This window comes from Serratia sp. szju (assembly GCF_044594185.1).
In the GTDB taxonomy this organism is placed as follows: domain Bacteria; phylum Pseudomonadota; class Gammaproteobacteria; order Enterobacterales; family Enterobacteriaceae; genus Serratia; species Serratia bockelmannii.
Genome location: NZ_CP172576.1, coordinates 4239533 through 4255224 on the forward strand (window position 1 = coordinate 4239533; position 15692 = coordinate 4255224).

At 58.5% G+C, this 15692-nt stretch carries 15 protein-coding genes; all 15 read right to left on the reverse strand.

What is annotated here, in order from left to right:
- Window positions 1-23: 23 nt before the first annotated feature.
- Window positions 24-1466: a YdiU family protein gene (locus tag RE418_RS19995; RefSeq protein WP_025302632.1), complete on the reverse strand. Its 1443-nt coding sequence runs from the start codon at window positions 1464-1466 to the stop codon at window positions 24-26.
- Between the two features lie 257 nt (window positions 1467-1723).
- Window positions 1724-2455, reverse strand: coding sequence for an EAL domain-containing protein (locus RE418_RS20000; protein ID WP_025302631.1), 732 nt, complete (start codon window positions 2453-2455; stop codon window positions 1724-1726).
- Window positions 2456-2967: 512 nt separating this feature from the next.
- Entirely contained in the window at window positions 2968-3981 is a 1014-nt protein-coding gene (locus RE418_RS20005; RefSeq protein ID WP_025302630.1) for a lipoate--protein ligase A, read from the reverse strand.
- 59 nt (window positions 3982-4040) lie between these two features.
- Entirely contained in the window at window positions 4041-4505 is a 465-nt protein-coding gene (locus tag RE418_RS20010; protein ID WP_016927954.1) for an NlpC/P60 family protein, read from the reverse strand.
- 174 nt (window positions 4506-4679) lie between these two features.
- Window positions 4680-5072 (reverse strand): 4-amino-4-deoxy-L-arabinose-phosphoundecaprenol flippase subunit ArnF, encoded by a 393-nt coding sequence (gene arnF / locus RE418_RS20015; RefSeq protein ID WP_025302629.1) that lies wholly within the window; start codon window positions 5070-5072, stop codon window positions 4680-4682.
- Entirely contained in the window at window positions 5069-5413 is a 345-nt protein-coding gene (gene arnE / locus RE418_RS20020) for a 4-amino-4-deoxy-L-arabinose-phosphoundecaprenol flippase subunit ArnE (protein WP_025302628.1), read from the reverse strand. Before arnE ends, arnF begins: the two co-directional genes overlap by 4 nt.
- A complete protein-coding gene (arnT, locus tag RE418_RS20025) occupies window positions 5410-7074 on the reverse strand; it encodes a lipid IV(A) 4-amino-4-deoxy-L-arabinosyltransferase (RefSeq protein WP_025302627.1) in 1665 nt (554 codons plus the stop codon). The genes arnE and arnT overlap by 4 nt, the downstream gene beginning before the upstream one ends.
- Window positions 7071-7976: a 4-deoxy-4-formamido-L-arabinose-phosphoundecaprenol deformylase gene (arnD, locus tag RE418_RS20030; RefSeq protein WP_043143382.1), complete on the reverse strand. Its 906-nt coding sequence runs from the start codon at window positions 7974-7976 to the stop codon at window positions 7071-7073. The genes arnT and arnD overlap by 4 nt, the downstream gene beginning before the upstream one ends.
- A complete protein-coding gene (gene arnA, locus RE418_RS20035; protein WP_049210229.1) occupies window positions 7973-9955 on the reverse strand; it encodes a bifunctional UDP-4-amino-4-deoxy-L-arabinose formyltransferase/UDP-glucuronic acid oxidase ArnA in 1983 nt (660 codons plus the stop codon). The genes arnD and arnA overlap by 4 nt, the downstream gene beginning before the upstream one ends.
- The gene (arnC, locus tag RE418_RS20040; protein ID WP_025302624.1) at window positions 9955-10935 is read right to left on the reverse strand and encodes an undecaprenyl-phosphate 4-deoxy-4-formamido-L-arabinose transferase; all 981 of its coding nucleotides are present in this window, start codon (window positions 10933-10935) and stop codon (window positions 9955-9957) included. The genes arnA and arnC overlap by 1 nt, the downstream gene beginning before the upstream one ends.
- Window positions 10922-12076, reverse strand: a complete 1155-nt coding sequence (arnB, locus tag RE418_RS20045; protein ID WP_025302623.1) for a UDP-4-amino-4-deoxy-L-arabinose aminotransferase — start codon at window positions 12074-12076, stop codon at window positions 10922-10924. The genes arnC and arnB overlap by 14 nt, the downstream gene beginning before the upstream one ends.
- Before the next feature lie 397 nt (window positions 12077-12473).
- Window positions 12474-13229 carry a vitamin B12 ABC transporter ATP-binding protein BtuD gene (btuD, locus tag RE418_RS20050; RefSeq protein ID WP_049205168.1) on the reverse strand — a complete coding sequence of 252 codons (756 nt, stop codon included), beginning with the start codon at window positions 13227-13229 and terminating at the stop codon, window positions 12474-12476.
- A gap of 5 nt (window positions 13230-13234) precedes the next feature.
- Complete coding sequence (locus RE418_RS20055) at window positions 13235-13786, reverse strand: glutathione peroxidase (RefSeq protein WP_025302621.1); 552 nt, start codon at window positions 13784-13786, stop codon at window positions 13235-13237.
- Window positions 13787-13831: 45 nt separating this feature from the next.
- Complete coding sequence (gene btuC / locus RE418_RS20060) at window positions 13832-14839, reverse strand: vitamin B12 ABC transporter permease BtuC (RefSeq protein ID WP_025302620.1); 1008 nt, start codon at window positions 14837-14839, stop codon at window positions 13832-13834.
- A gap of 179 nt (window positions 14840-15018) precedes the next feature.
- Window positions 15019-15435, reverse strand: coding sequence for a DUF2502 domain-containing protein (locus RE418_RS20065; protein ID WP_025302619.1), 417 nt, complete (start codon window positions 15433-15435; stop codon window positions 15019-15021).
- Between the last annotated feature and the right edge of the window lie 257 nt (window positions 15436-15692).

Here is a 15692-nt window from a genome sequence, read left to right on the forward strand (position 1 = left end):
GCCATGAGGCGCCCTTTTTCATCTCAACTGGAGCAGGAAATCTCCAGATGTTTGCCCCAATCCGGCGGCAGCGCAGCAAGATCGTCATACTCCGGCGCATCGTCGAACGGTCTCAGCAGAGCCTGATGCAACCGCTGCAAACGGCCCACGTCGTCTTTCTCCGCATCCTCAATCGCCTGCTGCGCCAGATAGTTGCGCAGGATCAGGCGCGGGTTCACCGCCTTCATCGCCCGTTGCCGTTCCGCATCGCTGACCTGTTCCTGTTGCAAGCGCTGACGATACTGCTGATACCAGGCGTCGAACGCCGCACGGTCGATAAACTCGTCGCGCAGCGGCGACTGCGCCTGCTGCTGTTCGGTCTCGCTCAACAAGCGGAACGTGCGGGTATAGTCCCGCCCTTCCTGCGCCATCAGGCTCAACAGACCGGTGAGCACGTCATTATCCTGCGCCGTCGGCGTGAAGAAGCCGAGTTTGGCGCGCATCTGTTCACCGTAGGCGCGCATCAGCGCCGGCTCATATGCCGACAGCGCCTGCTGCAGCTGCTCGGTGGTCATCAACCCAGACAGGGTTTGTGCCAGGCGATGCAGGTTCCACAGCGCCACCGCCGGCTGATTGTCGAAGGCGTAACGCCCCTGGTGATCGGAGTGGTTGCAGATATAGCCGGGCTGGTAGTCGTCCAGGAAGCCATAAGGGCCGTAATCGATGGTGATACCGAGAATCGACATATTGTCGGTGTTCATCACGCCGTGGGCGAAACCGACGGTTTGCCAATGGGCGATCAAACGCGCCGTGCGTTCGACCACGTCGGTAAACCACAGCAGGTAACGCTCAGCCAGATCCTGCAACTGTGGCCAGTGACGGGCGATGACGAAATCCGCCAGCTGCCGCACTTGCTCCGGCTGTTTACGGTAATAAAAGTGTTCGAAGTGGCCGAAGCGCACATGGCTTTCCGCCACTCGCATCAGCATGGCGCCGCGTTCTGGCTGCTCGCGATATACCGGTTGCTGGCTGGTGACGATAGTCAACGCTCGGGTGGTGGGGATCCCCAGATGGTGCAGCGCCTCAGAGGCAAGAAACTCGCGGATAACCGAACGCAGCACCGCGCGGCCATCCCCCATGCGTGAATATGGCGTTAGCCCGGCCCCCTTCAAGTGCCAATCGCGGTGGCTGCCATCCGCCATGACCTGTTCGCCCAGCAAAATGCCGCGGCCATCACCCAGTTGCCCGGCCCATACGCCGAACTGGTGGCCGCTGTACACCTGTGCCAGCGGCTGCATGCCGGGCAGCAGCGATTCTCCCGCCCAAATGGGGGTTTTATCCTGGGTAAACCAGCTTTCATCCAGCCCCAGCTCGCGTGCCAGCGGCTCGCTGTGGTACAGCAGGCGTGCATCCTTGAGCGGTGTCGGGTTCAGGGCGGTGTAGAAACCGGGTAACTGTTGGTAGTAAGCGTTATCGAACTGCGGCATAGGCCCTCCGTTTCAGCGTAGTGTAGAGCCTGAACGGGCGGATTAACACCGAAGGAATGCAGGGAGAACGCATCCGCCTGTCACCAGGGCGGATGCGGGGAGTTTGGCGTTGCCCCTCAGCTGAGGAAACGCGCTTTAACGTCGGCTGACAAACGCAGTTATCAGCATAAAGCGATGGCGAATAACGGCGACGGGATCACAGTAACCTCACCCCGTGCATTATTTACCTCATTGTGTGTAGTTTTTTATATCACTTCTTAATTATTGAACTCGCTGGGCCTCGCCAGCAAAGCTTGCAGATTATCCACACCAACGCTGGGCCATAAAAAACCTTGCAGGCCTAAAACACCGGCGTATCTGAGTTTATTAAAGTACTCTTTTTTCTCTATTCCTCCGACGATTACGCCTTTACATAACAGGTTGATATTCTTTAACAACGAGTCGATGACCACGTCATATCCCTGATGGGTAAACAGCTGCCAGTAAAAACGCTTGTCTATCTTTACATAGTCAAACAAACCATCGTACAGCGCGGTCAACGTGGCTTTACCGGAACCGAAATCATCGAGCCACAGCGAAAACATTTCGCTTAATCGCCGCACGCTCGGGTTGTTCTTCCCGGCCGAAAGATTCGGAAAACTCTCACTGATTTCAAATGCAATAAAAGGATATTGCCCGATCCGTTGACATAACGCCGAATCAGAAAGAATAAGTTCGACGATGGTTTCTTCGATATTGATGGTCAACTGCACGTTGTTACCGGTAAACCAAGCCGAATGCTGCTCCGCAAGTTTCAATTGCTCATTAAATAACTCAATCCTTTGTTCAGACGTCAATAAATTAATCCCAATTTCGGCCGGCATGGCTAAATCACCGTCGAGACTGTTGAAACGGCTCAACATTTCAACCGCCAACAGCCCGCCCTCCATTGAGTAAACAGGTTGCAAAACATAGCTACTAATAAAGTCAGCTTCGAGTTGGATGTTCATTTTAATGCCACAGGATGAATGGCTAGCGTATCATCGTATATCAATATATTTTATCGATCAATCCCTCTGGGATTAATCGGAAATATCAATGTAAATACCCATGAAATATCATTTAATTGATAGATTAAAGCTATACGACAATCGTGAAAGGCGCAAAGAAAAGCAGCCTGACTTATGCCATAGCGACCGCCAAACGCGTTATGTGGAAAGGTATTTGGCTTAAGTTGAATGGATTGGCGGCTAAATTTGACTTATCTCCCTTGTTTTATTTAAGAAAAATCTTAAATAAAGTAAAATAATCTTTCCTCCTTAACGCGGATTTTTCCTACCGTTAACGACGACTGATTAAATTTAATAACGCATCAATTCCGCCCGTTATTCTCGGCATTGAAAATGTAAAAAAGTGCCCATCTTGATTTTCAGAAAATCTGCGCTACGCCCCTGCTAAACGCCGATTTCAGCGATAAAAAAAGGGATGAGCACGCTCATCCCCTTCACCATTCCCACTCCGGCTAACGGATCGTTTCGCTCAGCCATTGCCGCAACTCGGCTAATTCGGCCGCCTGTTGAGGATACTCCGCCATCAGTCGGTCACAGCAGGCGGCGACGGGCTCACTGCGGTACGCGCAGCCCACCAGCATGTCCGCCAACCGCTGCAGCGGAGCGGGATTCAGGCTATCGGTGAACACCTGCGCGCGAACAATCGCCCCCTTCTCCACATCGAAGAACAAGTCTACGCCGCCCCAGACGAAACGCTCGTTAAGCAAGTGGCTGAACGCCGGCGCCTTGCCAAAATTCCATTCCCAACTGCTCTGTTTGGCGAACTGCGCGGCAAAATCGGGCAGATCGGGGAACACGTCCGGCGAAATAATCTCCGGCTCGACCGTCTCGCCATAGTGGGCGAAGAAGGCCTGTACGATGGCGTCGCATACCTGCGCATGGCTGATATCCGGCAAAAACTCCGCCAGATTCGCGACGCGCGAACGCACCGAGGTAATCCCCTTGGCCTGCAGCTTTTTGGGATCCGGATTGAGATAGTCCGCCAACCGTTCCAGATCGGCATTCAGCAGCAGCGTACCGTGATGGAAACCGCGATCCTGCGTTTCTCGATAGGCCGAGCCGGATATTTTGCGCGGCCCGTCGGCGGTTTCCATCACCAGATCGTTACGCCCCGATGCGCTGGCCGCCACGCCCAGCTCCCGCAGCGCTTGCAGAATGATGTCGGTCGAGACGCTCTTGTCGTAGCCCGGCTTGCCGGCCATAAAGGTGAAGCAGGTATTGCCCAGGTCGTGAAATACCGCCCCGCCGCCGCTGCTGCGCCGCGCCAGCCGAATGCCATCCTGCTCCATGCGCCGGGTATTGCACTCTTTCCAGGGGTTCTGCGACTGACCAATCACCACCGTTTCGGCATTGCGCCACAGGAAGAGAATTTTTTGCGTGGTCATTTCGCGGAAGATGCACTCTTCCACTGCCAGGTTGAACCAGGGATCGTAGGAGTCGGAGATCAGTAAACGCAGGCTGTTCATGGCAGGCACCGTTCAAAACACGAGATGCCGCCATGATACACCAAATCAACGGGTTAAGGTTAAATGCGTCGCGCCTGCCAGTACACACGCTTCCAATAGACGTTATCGAGCGAGGAGCGGATCACCCCGCGACTGGTCGAGGCGTGGATAAATTGGTCGTTGGTATCGTATATGCCGACGTGCAGGCCGTTCTCACCGCCGCCGGTTTTGAAAAACACCAGGTCGCCCGGCATCAACTCATCACGCGAAACCTTGGTACCCAGCGAGGTTTGTTCTTCGGTCGAACGCGGCAGCTGCATGTCGAAACGATCGCGGAACGTGCGGTAAACAAAGCCGGAACAATCCACGCCGCCGCGATCCAAGCCGCCGTAACGGTACGGCGTGCCGTACCACTGACGCAGTTGCTCGTTGAGCTGGGCCACCACCACGATAGAGTCCGCCAGGCGGCCGCTCGGCGGCGGCGCATGGCTGCTGCAGCCGGCGAGGATCAAACTGGCTAATAAAAACCACACACGCATCCGCATAATATTCCTTCATTGAACACGCTGCCGCATTATGCCAATCGGCACACCACCACCGCCTGCGAGGCAAAGCCGGCACCACGTAAGGAGAGCGCTATTTGGCGTTAATTTATCTCCCGCACGGGGAAAAAGGCAAGCGCCATGAGGGAGATAATAGCAGGATCGCCGGTTTTGACCCTATTCCGGCGATTTTGTCTCGGATTTGCTGTTAATCAGCCCGACGCCGAACAGAATAAACAGCGTGCCCAACGTTTTCAGCAGCGTAGCGGATTCGTTAAACCACGGCAGGATCACCGCCGCCAGATAGACCAGCGCGTAGCTGACGCTCAGCAGAGGATAAGCGCGGTTTAACGGCAGGTAGCGCAGCGCAAAGAACCAACACAGCATCGACAGCGCATAACCGAAGATGCCGCCGCCCACCGCCAACAGCGGCAGCCAGTAGTCGCCGATCAACGCCAACGAGACGTCGGCGAACGACATCAGCGGGATTTGCACCATGCCCCACTTCATCAGCAACTGCGCCAGCGTCACCAGCAACACGCTGGCGGCGCCCCAGGCATAGCCCCTCATGAATGCACGCTCATCAGCAGGATCCCCAGCATAATCGACGCCACGCCGCACCAGTGGCGAGCGGTCGTCGGCTCATGAAACAGCCAGCGCGCCGCCAGCGTCACCATCACGAAGTTAAGGCTGAGCATCGGGTAAGCCAGGCTGAGCGGCAGACGTTGCAGCACATTGAGCCACACCGCCATGCCCAGCCCCAGCAGCAGCACCGCCAGCGCCAGCCAGCGCAGCGTCTGTTTCAGCCGCGCCTCGCCCGCCCGTTCCCAACAGTGCGCCGCCTGTTTCTGGCACAGCTGCCCACCACAGGTGAGCAGACTGACCACTATCACCAACAGAAAACCGATCATGGTTGCTGTTTATACCACATCAGCACCAGGCGGTTCATGCGATCCACCTTGTCTGCGGCAGGCAGTTCCTGCGGCAGCGCTTCGCCACGTGACAGTTGCAGCACCAACGATACGTTCCCCTGCTTACGTGCCTGCGCCAGCCACTGCGGGAAATCGGCATCGCTGATCAGGTGGCCTTTGGCGTCCGGATACTCCAGACCATAGGCCACCTCGCCTTTCTGGCTGTACATCAGCACGTCGCTGCGCTTCAGCTCCCAGGCCAGGCCGGCCGCCAGCCCAACGCTGTCGCTTAGCACGTAACGACTGTCGCCCAGCTCGGCCATCGTGGCGCGGGCGAAGTTTTGCGGCAGTTTGGAATCGGTCACCTGTTGCGGAATGGCGTAACCGATCACCAGGCACAGCAGCACCGGGCAAGCCGCCGCCCAGCGCCATTGGCGGCCGTTATCGCGTGCGGAAACCAATGCGAACAGCAGCCAACCACCGAAGGCGATCAGGCCGAGCACCACTTTCGGCCACTCTTGGGGAGTAAACAGATGCGCTTTCGGCAGCAGACCGGAGCTCAACACCACCAGCGCCACGATGCCAATCAGCCCGAACAGGCCGTTCAACCAGGCATTGGCCTTGAACAGCTTGGCGCGCAGCGTGGCGGCATAGTCTTCCGCATAGGCGGTCATCAGCAGCGCCAGCGGCGCCATGCACGGCAGAATGTAGGTCGGCAGCTTGCCTTTGGCGATGCTGAAGAAGATCAACGGCATCATCGCCCAACTCAGCAGGAAGAACAGCTCCGGGCGCTGCACGCGCTCGCGCCAACCTTTGAGCAGCGCGCCGGGCAGCAGCGCCAGCCAAGGCAGCACCGCCGCCAGCAGAACCGGCAGGTAATACCAGAACGGCGCCTTGTGTTGAGCATTATCTTCGGCGAAACGCTGAATATGCTCGACCCAGAAGAAATAATTCCAGAAGTCGGGTTCGCGTTGCGCGATCGCCAGCGCCCACGGCAGGCTGAGCAGCGTCGCGGTCACGATCGCCACCGGGCCATAGCACAGCAGATCCTTGATGCGGCGTTGCTGGATAACGATCGGGATCACCGCGATCACCGGCACCGCCAGTGCCAGGAAGCCCTTGGTCATAAAGCCCATGCCGCAGGCCAAGCCCAGCAGTGCGTAAGCGCCCAGTTTTCCCTTGACCGAGGAGGCCTTCAGCGTCAGGTAATAACTGACCATCGCCGCCGCCAGCCACAGCGAGATCATCGGATCCAGCACGCTGTAGGTGCCGATGCTGAACACCAGCACCATCGACAGGAACATCAGCGCCGCCAGGCTGGCGCGGCGCGCATTGCGCCACATCAGCATCGCCAGCGCGAACACCAGCAGCGCGGTCATGCCGGTGCTGAACACCGAGCCGAAACGCACCGCAAAGTTGTTTTCGCCAAACAGCCACTGGCTGATGTTATTGAACCAGTAACCCGCTACCGGCTTTTCGAAATAACGCAGCCCCAGCAGGTGTGGCACCACCCAATCGCCGCGCTGCAGCATTTCACGACTGATCTCGGCATAACGCGTCTCATCCGGCTGCCACAGCAGGCGGCCGTTAAGCGGGATCAGGTAAACCAGAGCAAAAAAAACGGCCAGCAGAATGGCCCAGGATCCTTTTAGCGCCTTCATGTAACGTCCTTCACATCGGTTTGACAGCCCAGCCAACCTTCGCGGCCGGGGAAAGGAGCACGCTTGATGCGGCCCAACGGCAGTGACGCCAAATCTTGTGGTAACAGCGCGCTAAGCGGACAGAATTCGATGCCCTGCTGCCGTGCGCGTTGCAATAACTGTTCGAACATCGCCGCTTGCGACATGCCTTCCACTTCGGTGTGAATGGTGTACACCGGCACGCCGCGATCGTTCTCGATGGCGCGCAGAATGTAGTCGTTGAAGTCGGCCATGCTGACTTCGCTGCCGATCACTTCGTCGAAGGTCGGCAACGTCACCGGGATCTGCACCGTGCCGTGGCGCCCGTCGCTCAGCACCGGACGGAACGGATGGGTGCCGCGGCAATCGCTGTTGTAATGAAAGCCGAAGCGCTGCTTGACCTCCAGCACGCGCGTATCGGCACGCCAGCCCGCCACGGCGGAGCATTTCACCGGCTGGCCGGTGCTGGCGCTCAGTGCGTCGACGCCCCGCTGCACCTGTTCGGTCAGCTGCGCTTCGCTCCACTTGCCAACCTTGGCCTGCCACCCTTGGTGATCCCAGGCGTGCAGCCCGACTTCATGGCCGGCTTCGGCGGTGCGCTTCATCAGCGGCCCCAGCGCGCGTGAAATGTTGCGCCCCGGCCAGGCGGTACCAGCCAGCAGAATATCCAGCCCATACAGCGAGGCGGCGTTCGAACGCAGCATTTTCCACAGAAATTTCGGACGCAAAAGGCGCCAAAGATGGCGCCCCATGTTGTCCGGTCCCACGCTGAAGAAGAAGCTGGCCTGAATGTCGTACTTGTCGAACAGGTCCAGCAACTGCGGCACCCCTTCACGGGTGCCGCTGAAGGTATCTACATCAACCCGCAGACCGACTTTCTTCATGCACCGTTCCCTTCCTGAACGGTAGTGCGCAAGAAGTAGTCCAGCGTATCGGCGACGGTTTGCTTCATCTCGATGGTTGGCTGCCAGCCCAGCAGGCGGTGAGCGTTCTTGATGCTCGGCGTGCGGTGCTCGACGTCCTGGTAACCTTTACCGTAGTAGCTGCTGCTCTCCACGTCCTTGAAGCCGGCAAACGGCGGGAAGCGGTCGCGCAGCGGGTGGTTGTTGAAGCTTTCCAGCAGCATTTCCGCCAGCTCGCGAATGCTCGCTTCGTTGGTCGGGTTGCCGATGTTGACGATCTGGCCATCGCACAGGCCATCACGGTTCTCGATGATGCGGAACAGCGCTTCGATGCCGTCGTTGATGTCGGTGAAGCAACGTTTCTGTGCACCGCCGTCCATCAGTTTGATCGGCGAACCTTCCACCAGGTTGAGGATCAGTTGGGTGATGGCGCGGGAAGACCCGATGCGCGCGGCGTCCAGGTTATCCAGACGCGGCCCCATCCAGTTGAACGGACGGAACAGCGTGAACTTCAGGCCTTCTTTGGCGCCGTAAGCCCAGATCACCCGATCCAGCAGCTGTTTGGAGACCGAGTAGATCCAGCGTTGTTTGTTGATTGGCCCGACGATCAGACGCGAATGGTCTTCGTCGAACTCTTTGTCGTCGCACATGCCGTACACTTCTGAGGTGGACGGGAAGATGATGCGCTTGTTGTATTTCACGCAGTCGCGAACGATCTTCAGGTTCTCTTCGAAGTCAAGCTCGAACACGCGCAGCGGGTTACGGGTGTATTCGATCGGCGTCGCGATCGCCACCAGCGGCAGCACCACGTCGCATTTCTTGATGTGATACTCGATCCACTCGGAGTGGATGCTGATGTCGCCTTCCACGAAGTGGAAACGCGGGTTGTCGAGGAAGCGGCTGATGGCGTCAGAGCCGATATCCAGGCCGTAGATGTCGTAGCGATCGTCACGCAGCAGGCGTTCGGTCAGGTGGTTACCGATGAAGCCGTTAACCCCGAGGATCAGCACGCGAGTGCGGCGTTTCATAACGGCATTCGGCTTGGCGGCCAGGCGCACGTCGGTGACGATGCCCATTTCTTGCGCCAGGCGGCTGCCCTGCACGTACAGACCGCTGTCGTTCTGGCCGGCGACGATCTCCAGCGCGCCTTCGCCACAGGCGATGACCAGCGGCGAGGTGCTCAGCACGGTGCCCGGTTGTTTATCATGTTGGGTATCCAGCACGCGGGAGCGCCAGACGATCAGCTTGCGCTGGCCGAGGTAGCTGAATGCGCCCGGGTACGGTTCGGTGACGGCGCGTACCAGGTTGTTGATCTCTTTGGCGGACTTGTGCCACAGGATCTCGCCGTCCGCTGCGGTGCGGCGGCCGAAGTAGCTGGCCTGAGACTCATCCTGCTTGGTGAAGGTGGCGGTGCCGTTCTTCAGCTTCGGCAGCTGCTCTTGCAACACGACCTGCGCGGCTTCCAGCACTTTTTTGTGCAGCGTCAGCGCGGTGTCGTTGTCTGCGATGGTCACTTTCTGCTGACCGACGATGTCGCCGGCATCCGGGCGTTTCACCATCTTGTGCAGCGTGGCGCCGGTTTCGGTTTCGCCATTCACCAGCGCCCAGTTCACCGGGGCGCGGCCACGGTAGTGCGGCAGCAACGAACCGTGCAGGTTGAAACCGCCCTGCGGCGCCAGCGACAAGATCTCGTCGCTCAGCATGTGGCGGTAGTAGAACGAGAAGATCACGTCCGGCTGCAGTGCGCGGATGCGGTCAACCCATAGCGGGTGATTTACGTCTTCCGGCGCATAGACCGGCAGATCCAATTCGGCGCCCAAACGGGCCACGGAGGAGAAGAAATTGTTCTCACCAGGGTCGTCGGTGTGCGTGAATACGGCCTGCACGTCATAACCCGCCTCAGTCAGCGCTTTCAGACCTGCGCAGCCAATATCGTGGTAAGCAAATACAATAGCTTTCATCATTCTTCTTCCTGAGTATTGTGGTCCTGCTGTGCACCGACCACTTTCTGAACAAAATAGCGAGGACGCGCACGCACGTCGGTATAGATGCGGCCGATGTATTCACCCAGTAGCCCCATGCCAACAAACTGGGCGCCGATAAAGGTGAACAGCACGGCGAAGAGGGTGAACACGCCGCCGGCGGCCCATTCAGGGCCGAGCAGCAGACGCAGCGCAATCAGCACCAGTGCCAATACAAACCCGGACAGCGCCACGATGCTGCCGACCACGCTGAGCAAACGCAGCGGCGTAGTGGTCAGGCAGGTGATCAGGTCGTACATCAGGTTGATCAGCTTCATCAGGCTGTACTTGGAGTCGCCAAACTCACGTTCGGCGTGACGCACGTCGATCTCGGTCGTGCGACGGGCGAAGGTGTTCGCCAGAATCGGGATAAAGGTACTGCGCTCATGGCAGTGCAGCATCGCCTCAACGATATGACGACGGTAGGCACGCAGCATGCAGCCATAGTCCCCCATCGACTTGCCGGTGGCGCGTTGAATCATCATATTGATCACGCGCGAGGCGCTTTTGCGGAACCAGGAGTCTTGACGGTTGGCGCGCACGGTGCCCACCACGTCATAGCCCTCTTCCGCCACGCTGACCAGACGAGGGATCTCCTCCGGCGGGTTCTGCAGATCGGCGTCCAGCGTAATCACCAAATCGCCGGTCACCTGATTGAAACCGGCCATAATGGCCGAGTGCTGGCCATAGTTGCGGTTCAGCAAGACAGCGACCACGTTGCTGTCCGGCTTTTCCGCCGCCGCAGTCAGCATGTCGGCGGAATTGTCGCTGCTGCCATCGTCGACGAGGATGATTTCATAGGGTTGAGATAACTGCTTACAGGCGGCAGTAGTGCGTTCCAGCAACGCCGGCAGGCTTTCCTGCTCGTTGTATACCGGGATGACTATCGACACTTTTTTAATCGGTTCAACGCGAGACACGTAAAGACTCCACAACAGAAGACAAGGCATTGACCACGCGATCCACGTCGGCGTCGGTCATATCAGGGAATAGCGGTAAGGTGCACAGCCGCGCCGAGTTCCACTCGGTATTCGGCAAAGAAAGCTGCGGATAGCGCTCACGGTAGAATTTCTGGGTGTGCGCGGCACGGAAATGCAGCCCGGTGCCGATGCCAACCTCTTTCAGGCGCTCCATCAGTTGGTCGCGATCGAGGCCGCAGCGCTCGGGATCGACGCGCACCATAAACAGGTGCCAGGCGTGGTCATGCGGATAATCCGGCACGCCCAACGGTTGGAACGGCGAGCCTTCCAGCGCGCTCAGGTAGCGCTGCGCCAGCGCCTTGCGACGCGCGTTCAGCTCGGCGAAGCGCGAAAGTTGCACCACGGCGATCGCCGCGTGAATGTCGGACAGATTGTATTTGTACCCCGGTTCCACCACTTCGGCCTGCGGTTTGCGGCCAAGCTGCTGGCGATCGAAGGCATCGACGGCCAGACCGTGGAACTTCAGGCAACGCAGGCGATCCGCCAGCGCATCGTCGTCGGTGGCGATCAGGCCGCCTTCGGCGCAGGTCACGTTTTTGATCGCATGGAAAGAGAAAATCGCCGTGCCGCGCGCGCCGACCCATTCGCCGTTGTAGCGCGTGCCGACCGCGTGGGCGGCGTCTTCGATCAGCGGCAGACCATGGCGTTCGGCCACGGCGCGCAGCGCATCCATCTGCAGGGGGGCACCGGCGTAATGCACCGGAACAATCGCTTTGGTATTCGGGGTGATGGCAGCCTCGACGTCGGCGGCGCTGACCATCAACGTATCGCGGTCAACATCGATCATCACCGGCGTGGCGCCCAGCAGCTCGATCATGTTGAGGGTGGAGACCCAGGTTTGCGAAGGGGTGATGACTTCGTCGCCAGGGCCGACGCCAAGCGCCATTAACGTGATGTGCATGCCCGCCGTGGCGGAACTGACCGCGATGGCGTGCTTACAGCCGAAGGTGGAACAGAAGTCGCTTTCCAGTTGCTGGTTTTGCGGCCCGGTGGTGATCCAACCGGAGCGCAACACTTTCTCTACCGCGGCGATTTCTTCATCGCCGATGGCCGGACGAGAGAAAGGCAAAAATTGATCCATAGTTAACCCCAAACGTATCGAGCTGCTTTTGATGACACTGTAAATCCCTTTCGTTTAACGAATATTAAACGCCAGAGAAGAATCGTTTCCGTGGATTAACTGACAATGTAAGGCCGCAAGCTTAACTAAACCTTAAGACGAGACTCGTCATCAGTGGGAGAACTGATAGGAAGGTGCCGTCATCATTAATTTAAATTTATTATTAAAATCAATTTCTTATATTTATTAATAATTATTTACTTATTTTATTTTTTCCGAATCAAGCGTAGCACGTCATCGACGTTTTTCAAGAAAATCCACGAGAAAATGAGAGGCAGCACAATAATAGCCGATGATTACCCGGCTATTTATATTCACTACGTTTAGTTTTCGTTTACATTTATGCCGCCGGGGCGAATTAAGCCGTGCGGGTCATGATCCAACGCTGGTTCCCCACCCATTGCAGGTGGAAATCCACTTCATAGATCTGCGACAACAGTGCGGGCACCATCACCTCACGGGTGATGCCCTGCGCGACCAACTGCCCAGCGTGCAACAACCAAACCCGATCGGCCTGCTGCAGGGTATGATTCAGATCGTGCGCACACACTAGCGCGCTGCGCCCACTTTGGCAGAATTCGCGCAGCAGGCGATCCAACGCAACCTTTTGCGCCACATCCAGGCTATTGGTCGGTTCATCCAGCAACAACAATCGGCTATGCGGGTTGACGCTGGGCCACACCTGCAGCAATACCGCCGCCAGTCGCACCCGTTGCCATTCTCCGCCGGAAAGCTGCGCCAGCATGCGTGACAGTTTATCCACCAGCTTCAACCGCTGGCACAGATAGAGGATGGCTTGCTCCACCTCGGTTTGCGCCGCGCCGGCAGGCCGGTGCAACGCCAAATACTGAAACACCGGCATGAGCGACACCGGCGGCTGTTGCTGGCTGAGATAACCGCGTCGGTGCGCCAGCTCGTCGCCCGAATAACCGGACAGCGCGCGTCCGTCCAGGCAGACTTCGCCCTGCCCCGGCAGCATGCCCGCCGCCCGGGCCAGCAAGGTGCTCTTCCCTGCGCCATTTGGGCCGATCAGGTGAACCTGCAACCCACCGTCAATCTGTGCCGTAAAAGGCGCCAGGCGCCCCGCCACCCCAACCTCAACGAGTTGCAGCATCCGTATTATCCCGCCAGCGCTTGTTTCACCGCCGCCACCAGCGCCGGATCCTCTGGCGTGGTGTCAGGCGAGAAGCGCTGGATCACCGTGCCGTCGCGTGCGATAAGGAATTTCTCGAAGTTCCACAGAATATCGCCGGTGTGCTTCGGCGCACGCCCTTTGCTGGTCATCCGCGCCAGGAACTCGCTGCCTTCCGGGGCGACAGCTTCCGGCTGGGCGGCAATCAACGCCTGATACAGCGGATGACGGCCTTCGCCGTTCACCTCAATCTTGGCGAACATCGGGAATTGCACGCCGAAGGTTCCGCGGCAAAACGCCAGGATCTCTTCGTTGCTGCCCGGCTCCTGACCCAGAAATTCATTGGACGGGAACCCCAGAACTTCCAGCCCCCGATCGCGATAGGTTTCGTACAGCGCTTCCAGCCCTTCGTACTGCTTGGTCAGGCCGCACTCCGAGGCTACGTTGACCACCAGCAGCACCTTGTCCTGATAGCTCCCCAGCGTGGTGGCCTGATTCTCGATAGTCTGTAACGGCAGATTGTAGATTGGCTTACTCATCGGTTGTCATCCTTTGGTTTTTTAATGGCAGGTGAATAAAGAAAACTACCTTACGCCCTTTGTCCGGGTCAGTAACCAGATAAATAGCGGCGCCCCCAGCGTGGCGGTCACCACGCCGATCGGCAGCTCGGCCGCCAGCAGCGCAACGCGGGCCACCACATCGGCCACCAGCAACACGCCGGCCCCCGCCAGCGCGCAGGCCGGCAACAGATAGCGTTGGTCAGTCAGGCCCGTGAGCCGCAAAATATGCGGGATCACCAGGCCGACGAAGCCGATCACCCCGGCCAGCGCCACGCTGACACCGACCAGCCAGCCGATCGCCAGCACCAGCAGATTGCGCCACAGATGCAGCGACAGCCCGAGCTGTCGCGCCTGCACCTCGCCCAGCGCCATCAGATTGAGCACCCGCCCCTGGCCACACAGCCACAGCAACACCGGCAGCAGCGCCAGCACCAGCCACTTTTGGCGCCAGTCTACGCCGCCGAAGCCGCCCATCATCCAGTACATCAGCTGCCGCAGATCGAGACTGGTACTGAAATAAACGGCCCAGGTCATCAGCGCGCTACACACGATGCCCAGCGCCACGCCGACCAGCAACAACCGCGCATTGGTCAAGCGTCGCCGGCGAGCAAAGCCCAACAGCAAGAAAGTCATCGCCAGCGCACCGACTATCGCGGCGGCGCTCATCAGCGCCACCGGCAACAAACCGTGCCCCAACAACACCGTCAGCACCAGCGCGACACCGGCGCCGTTAGCGACGCCCAGCAGACCGGGCTCCGCCAGCGGGTTTTCAAACAGCGCCTGCATCACCGCGCCCGCCACCGCCAGGGCCGCGCCGACCAGCATCACCGCCAGCGCGCGCGGCAAACGCAGTTGCCAAACGAACAGTTGCGCCCGTTCGCTGAACCATTCTGACGGCCATATCCATTGGTCGCCGGCGCAAAGGCTGAACAGTAAAGCCACCGCCACGCCCAGCGCCAACAGACTGACCTGGCGTTTATCGCAGTAACGTTGATGTTGCAACAGTAAGGTGAAGGTACGGCTGGTTGGCATGGCGCGGCGATTCCCTGCCGGCCGCTGTCGTGGCCGGATAATTGACGTCTGAGTCGAATATTAGGGGGTTAACGCCGCAAGGGGAAGCCTTGCGTAGGCGATGGCGCAGGAAAGCAGCGGCTGGTCCTGCCCGTCATCGCAACGATGATGGCAAAACCAGCCGCCGATAAACTCAGGGATTAACGATGCGGGCCGGCGTTGCCCGGTGGATAAGGCTGACCGCGGGCGTCATCACGGCGGTCATGGTCACCACGATCGTCATGACGGCGGTCGTGGTCGCGATTATCGCGATCGCCGTGGAACGGATTGCCGCTGCGTGCCGGCTGGCGATGTTCATAGCCACGCGGCGGCGAAGGTTGCCAGCGTCCGCCGTCCCAGTACAGACCGCGCGCATTGCGCTCCCCCAGACCTCGGCCCTGGTGCGCATGCCACCACTGCGGTGGGCGCCAGTCGTAGCCATCCCAGTAGTAGCCGCGGCGGTCCTGATCCCCCAGGTGCAGAGAAACGCCCGGCACGTTGATATCGACGGACACATCGGCCTGCGCCGCCAGCGGCAGCAACAGCGGGATACACACCAGCAACAGGATTTTTTTCATTTTACCTTCTCACTCTATTTTTCTTGCTGCAGTGGTTATATCAGCGCATTTATTTAACGACTATCTCATCGATACCTATTTTCAGATCGTTTTCGACGGCCTTACACAATCCCTACACTGTTTGCCGCCGCCTTTAATTATCATAGCCACTGACAAGGCTTAACGAATTGCTGACATCGCTTAAGCGACGCGACAATTATAATTAACCGGATTCCCATCGGAGGATAATAAAATGATTAAACGTATAGGTAGGTTGT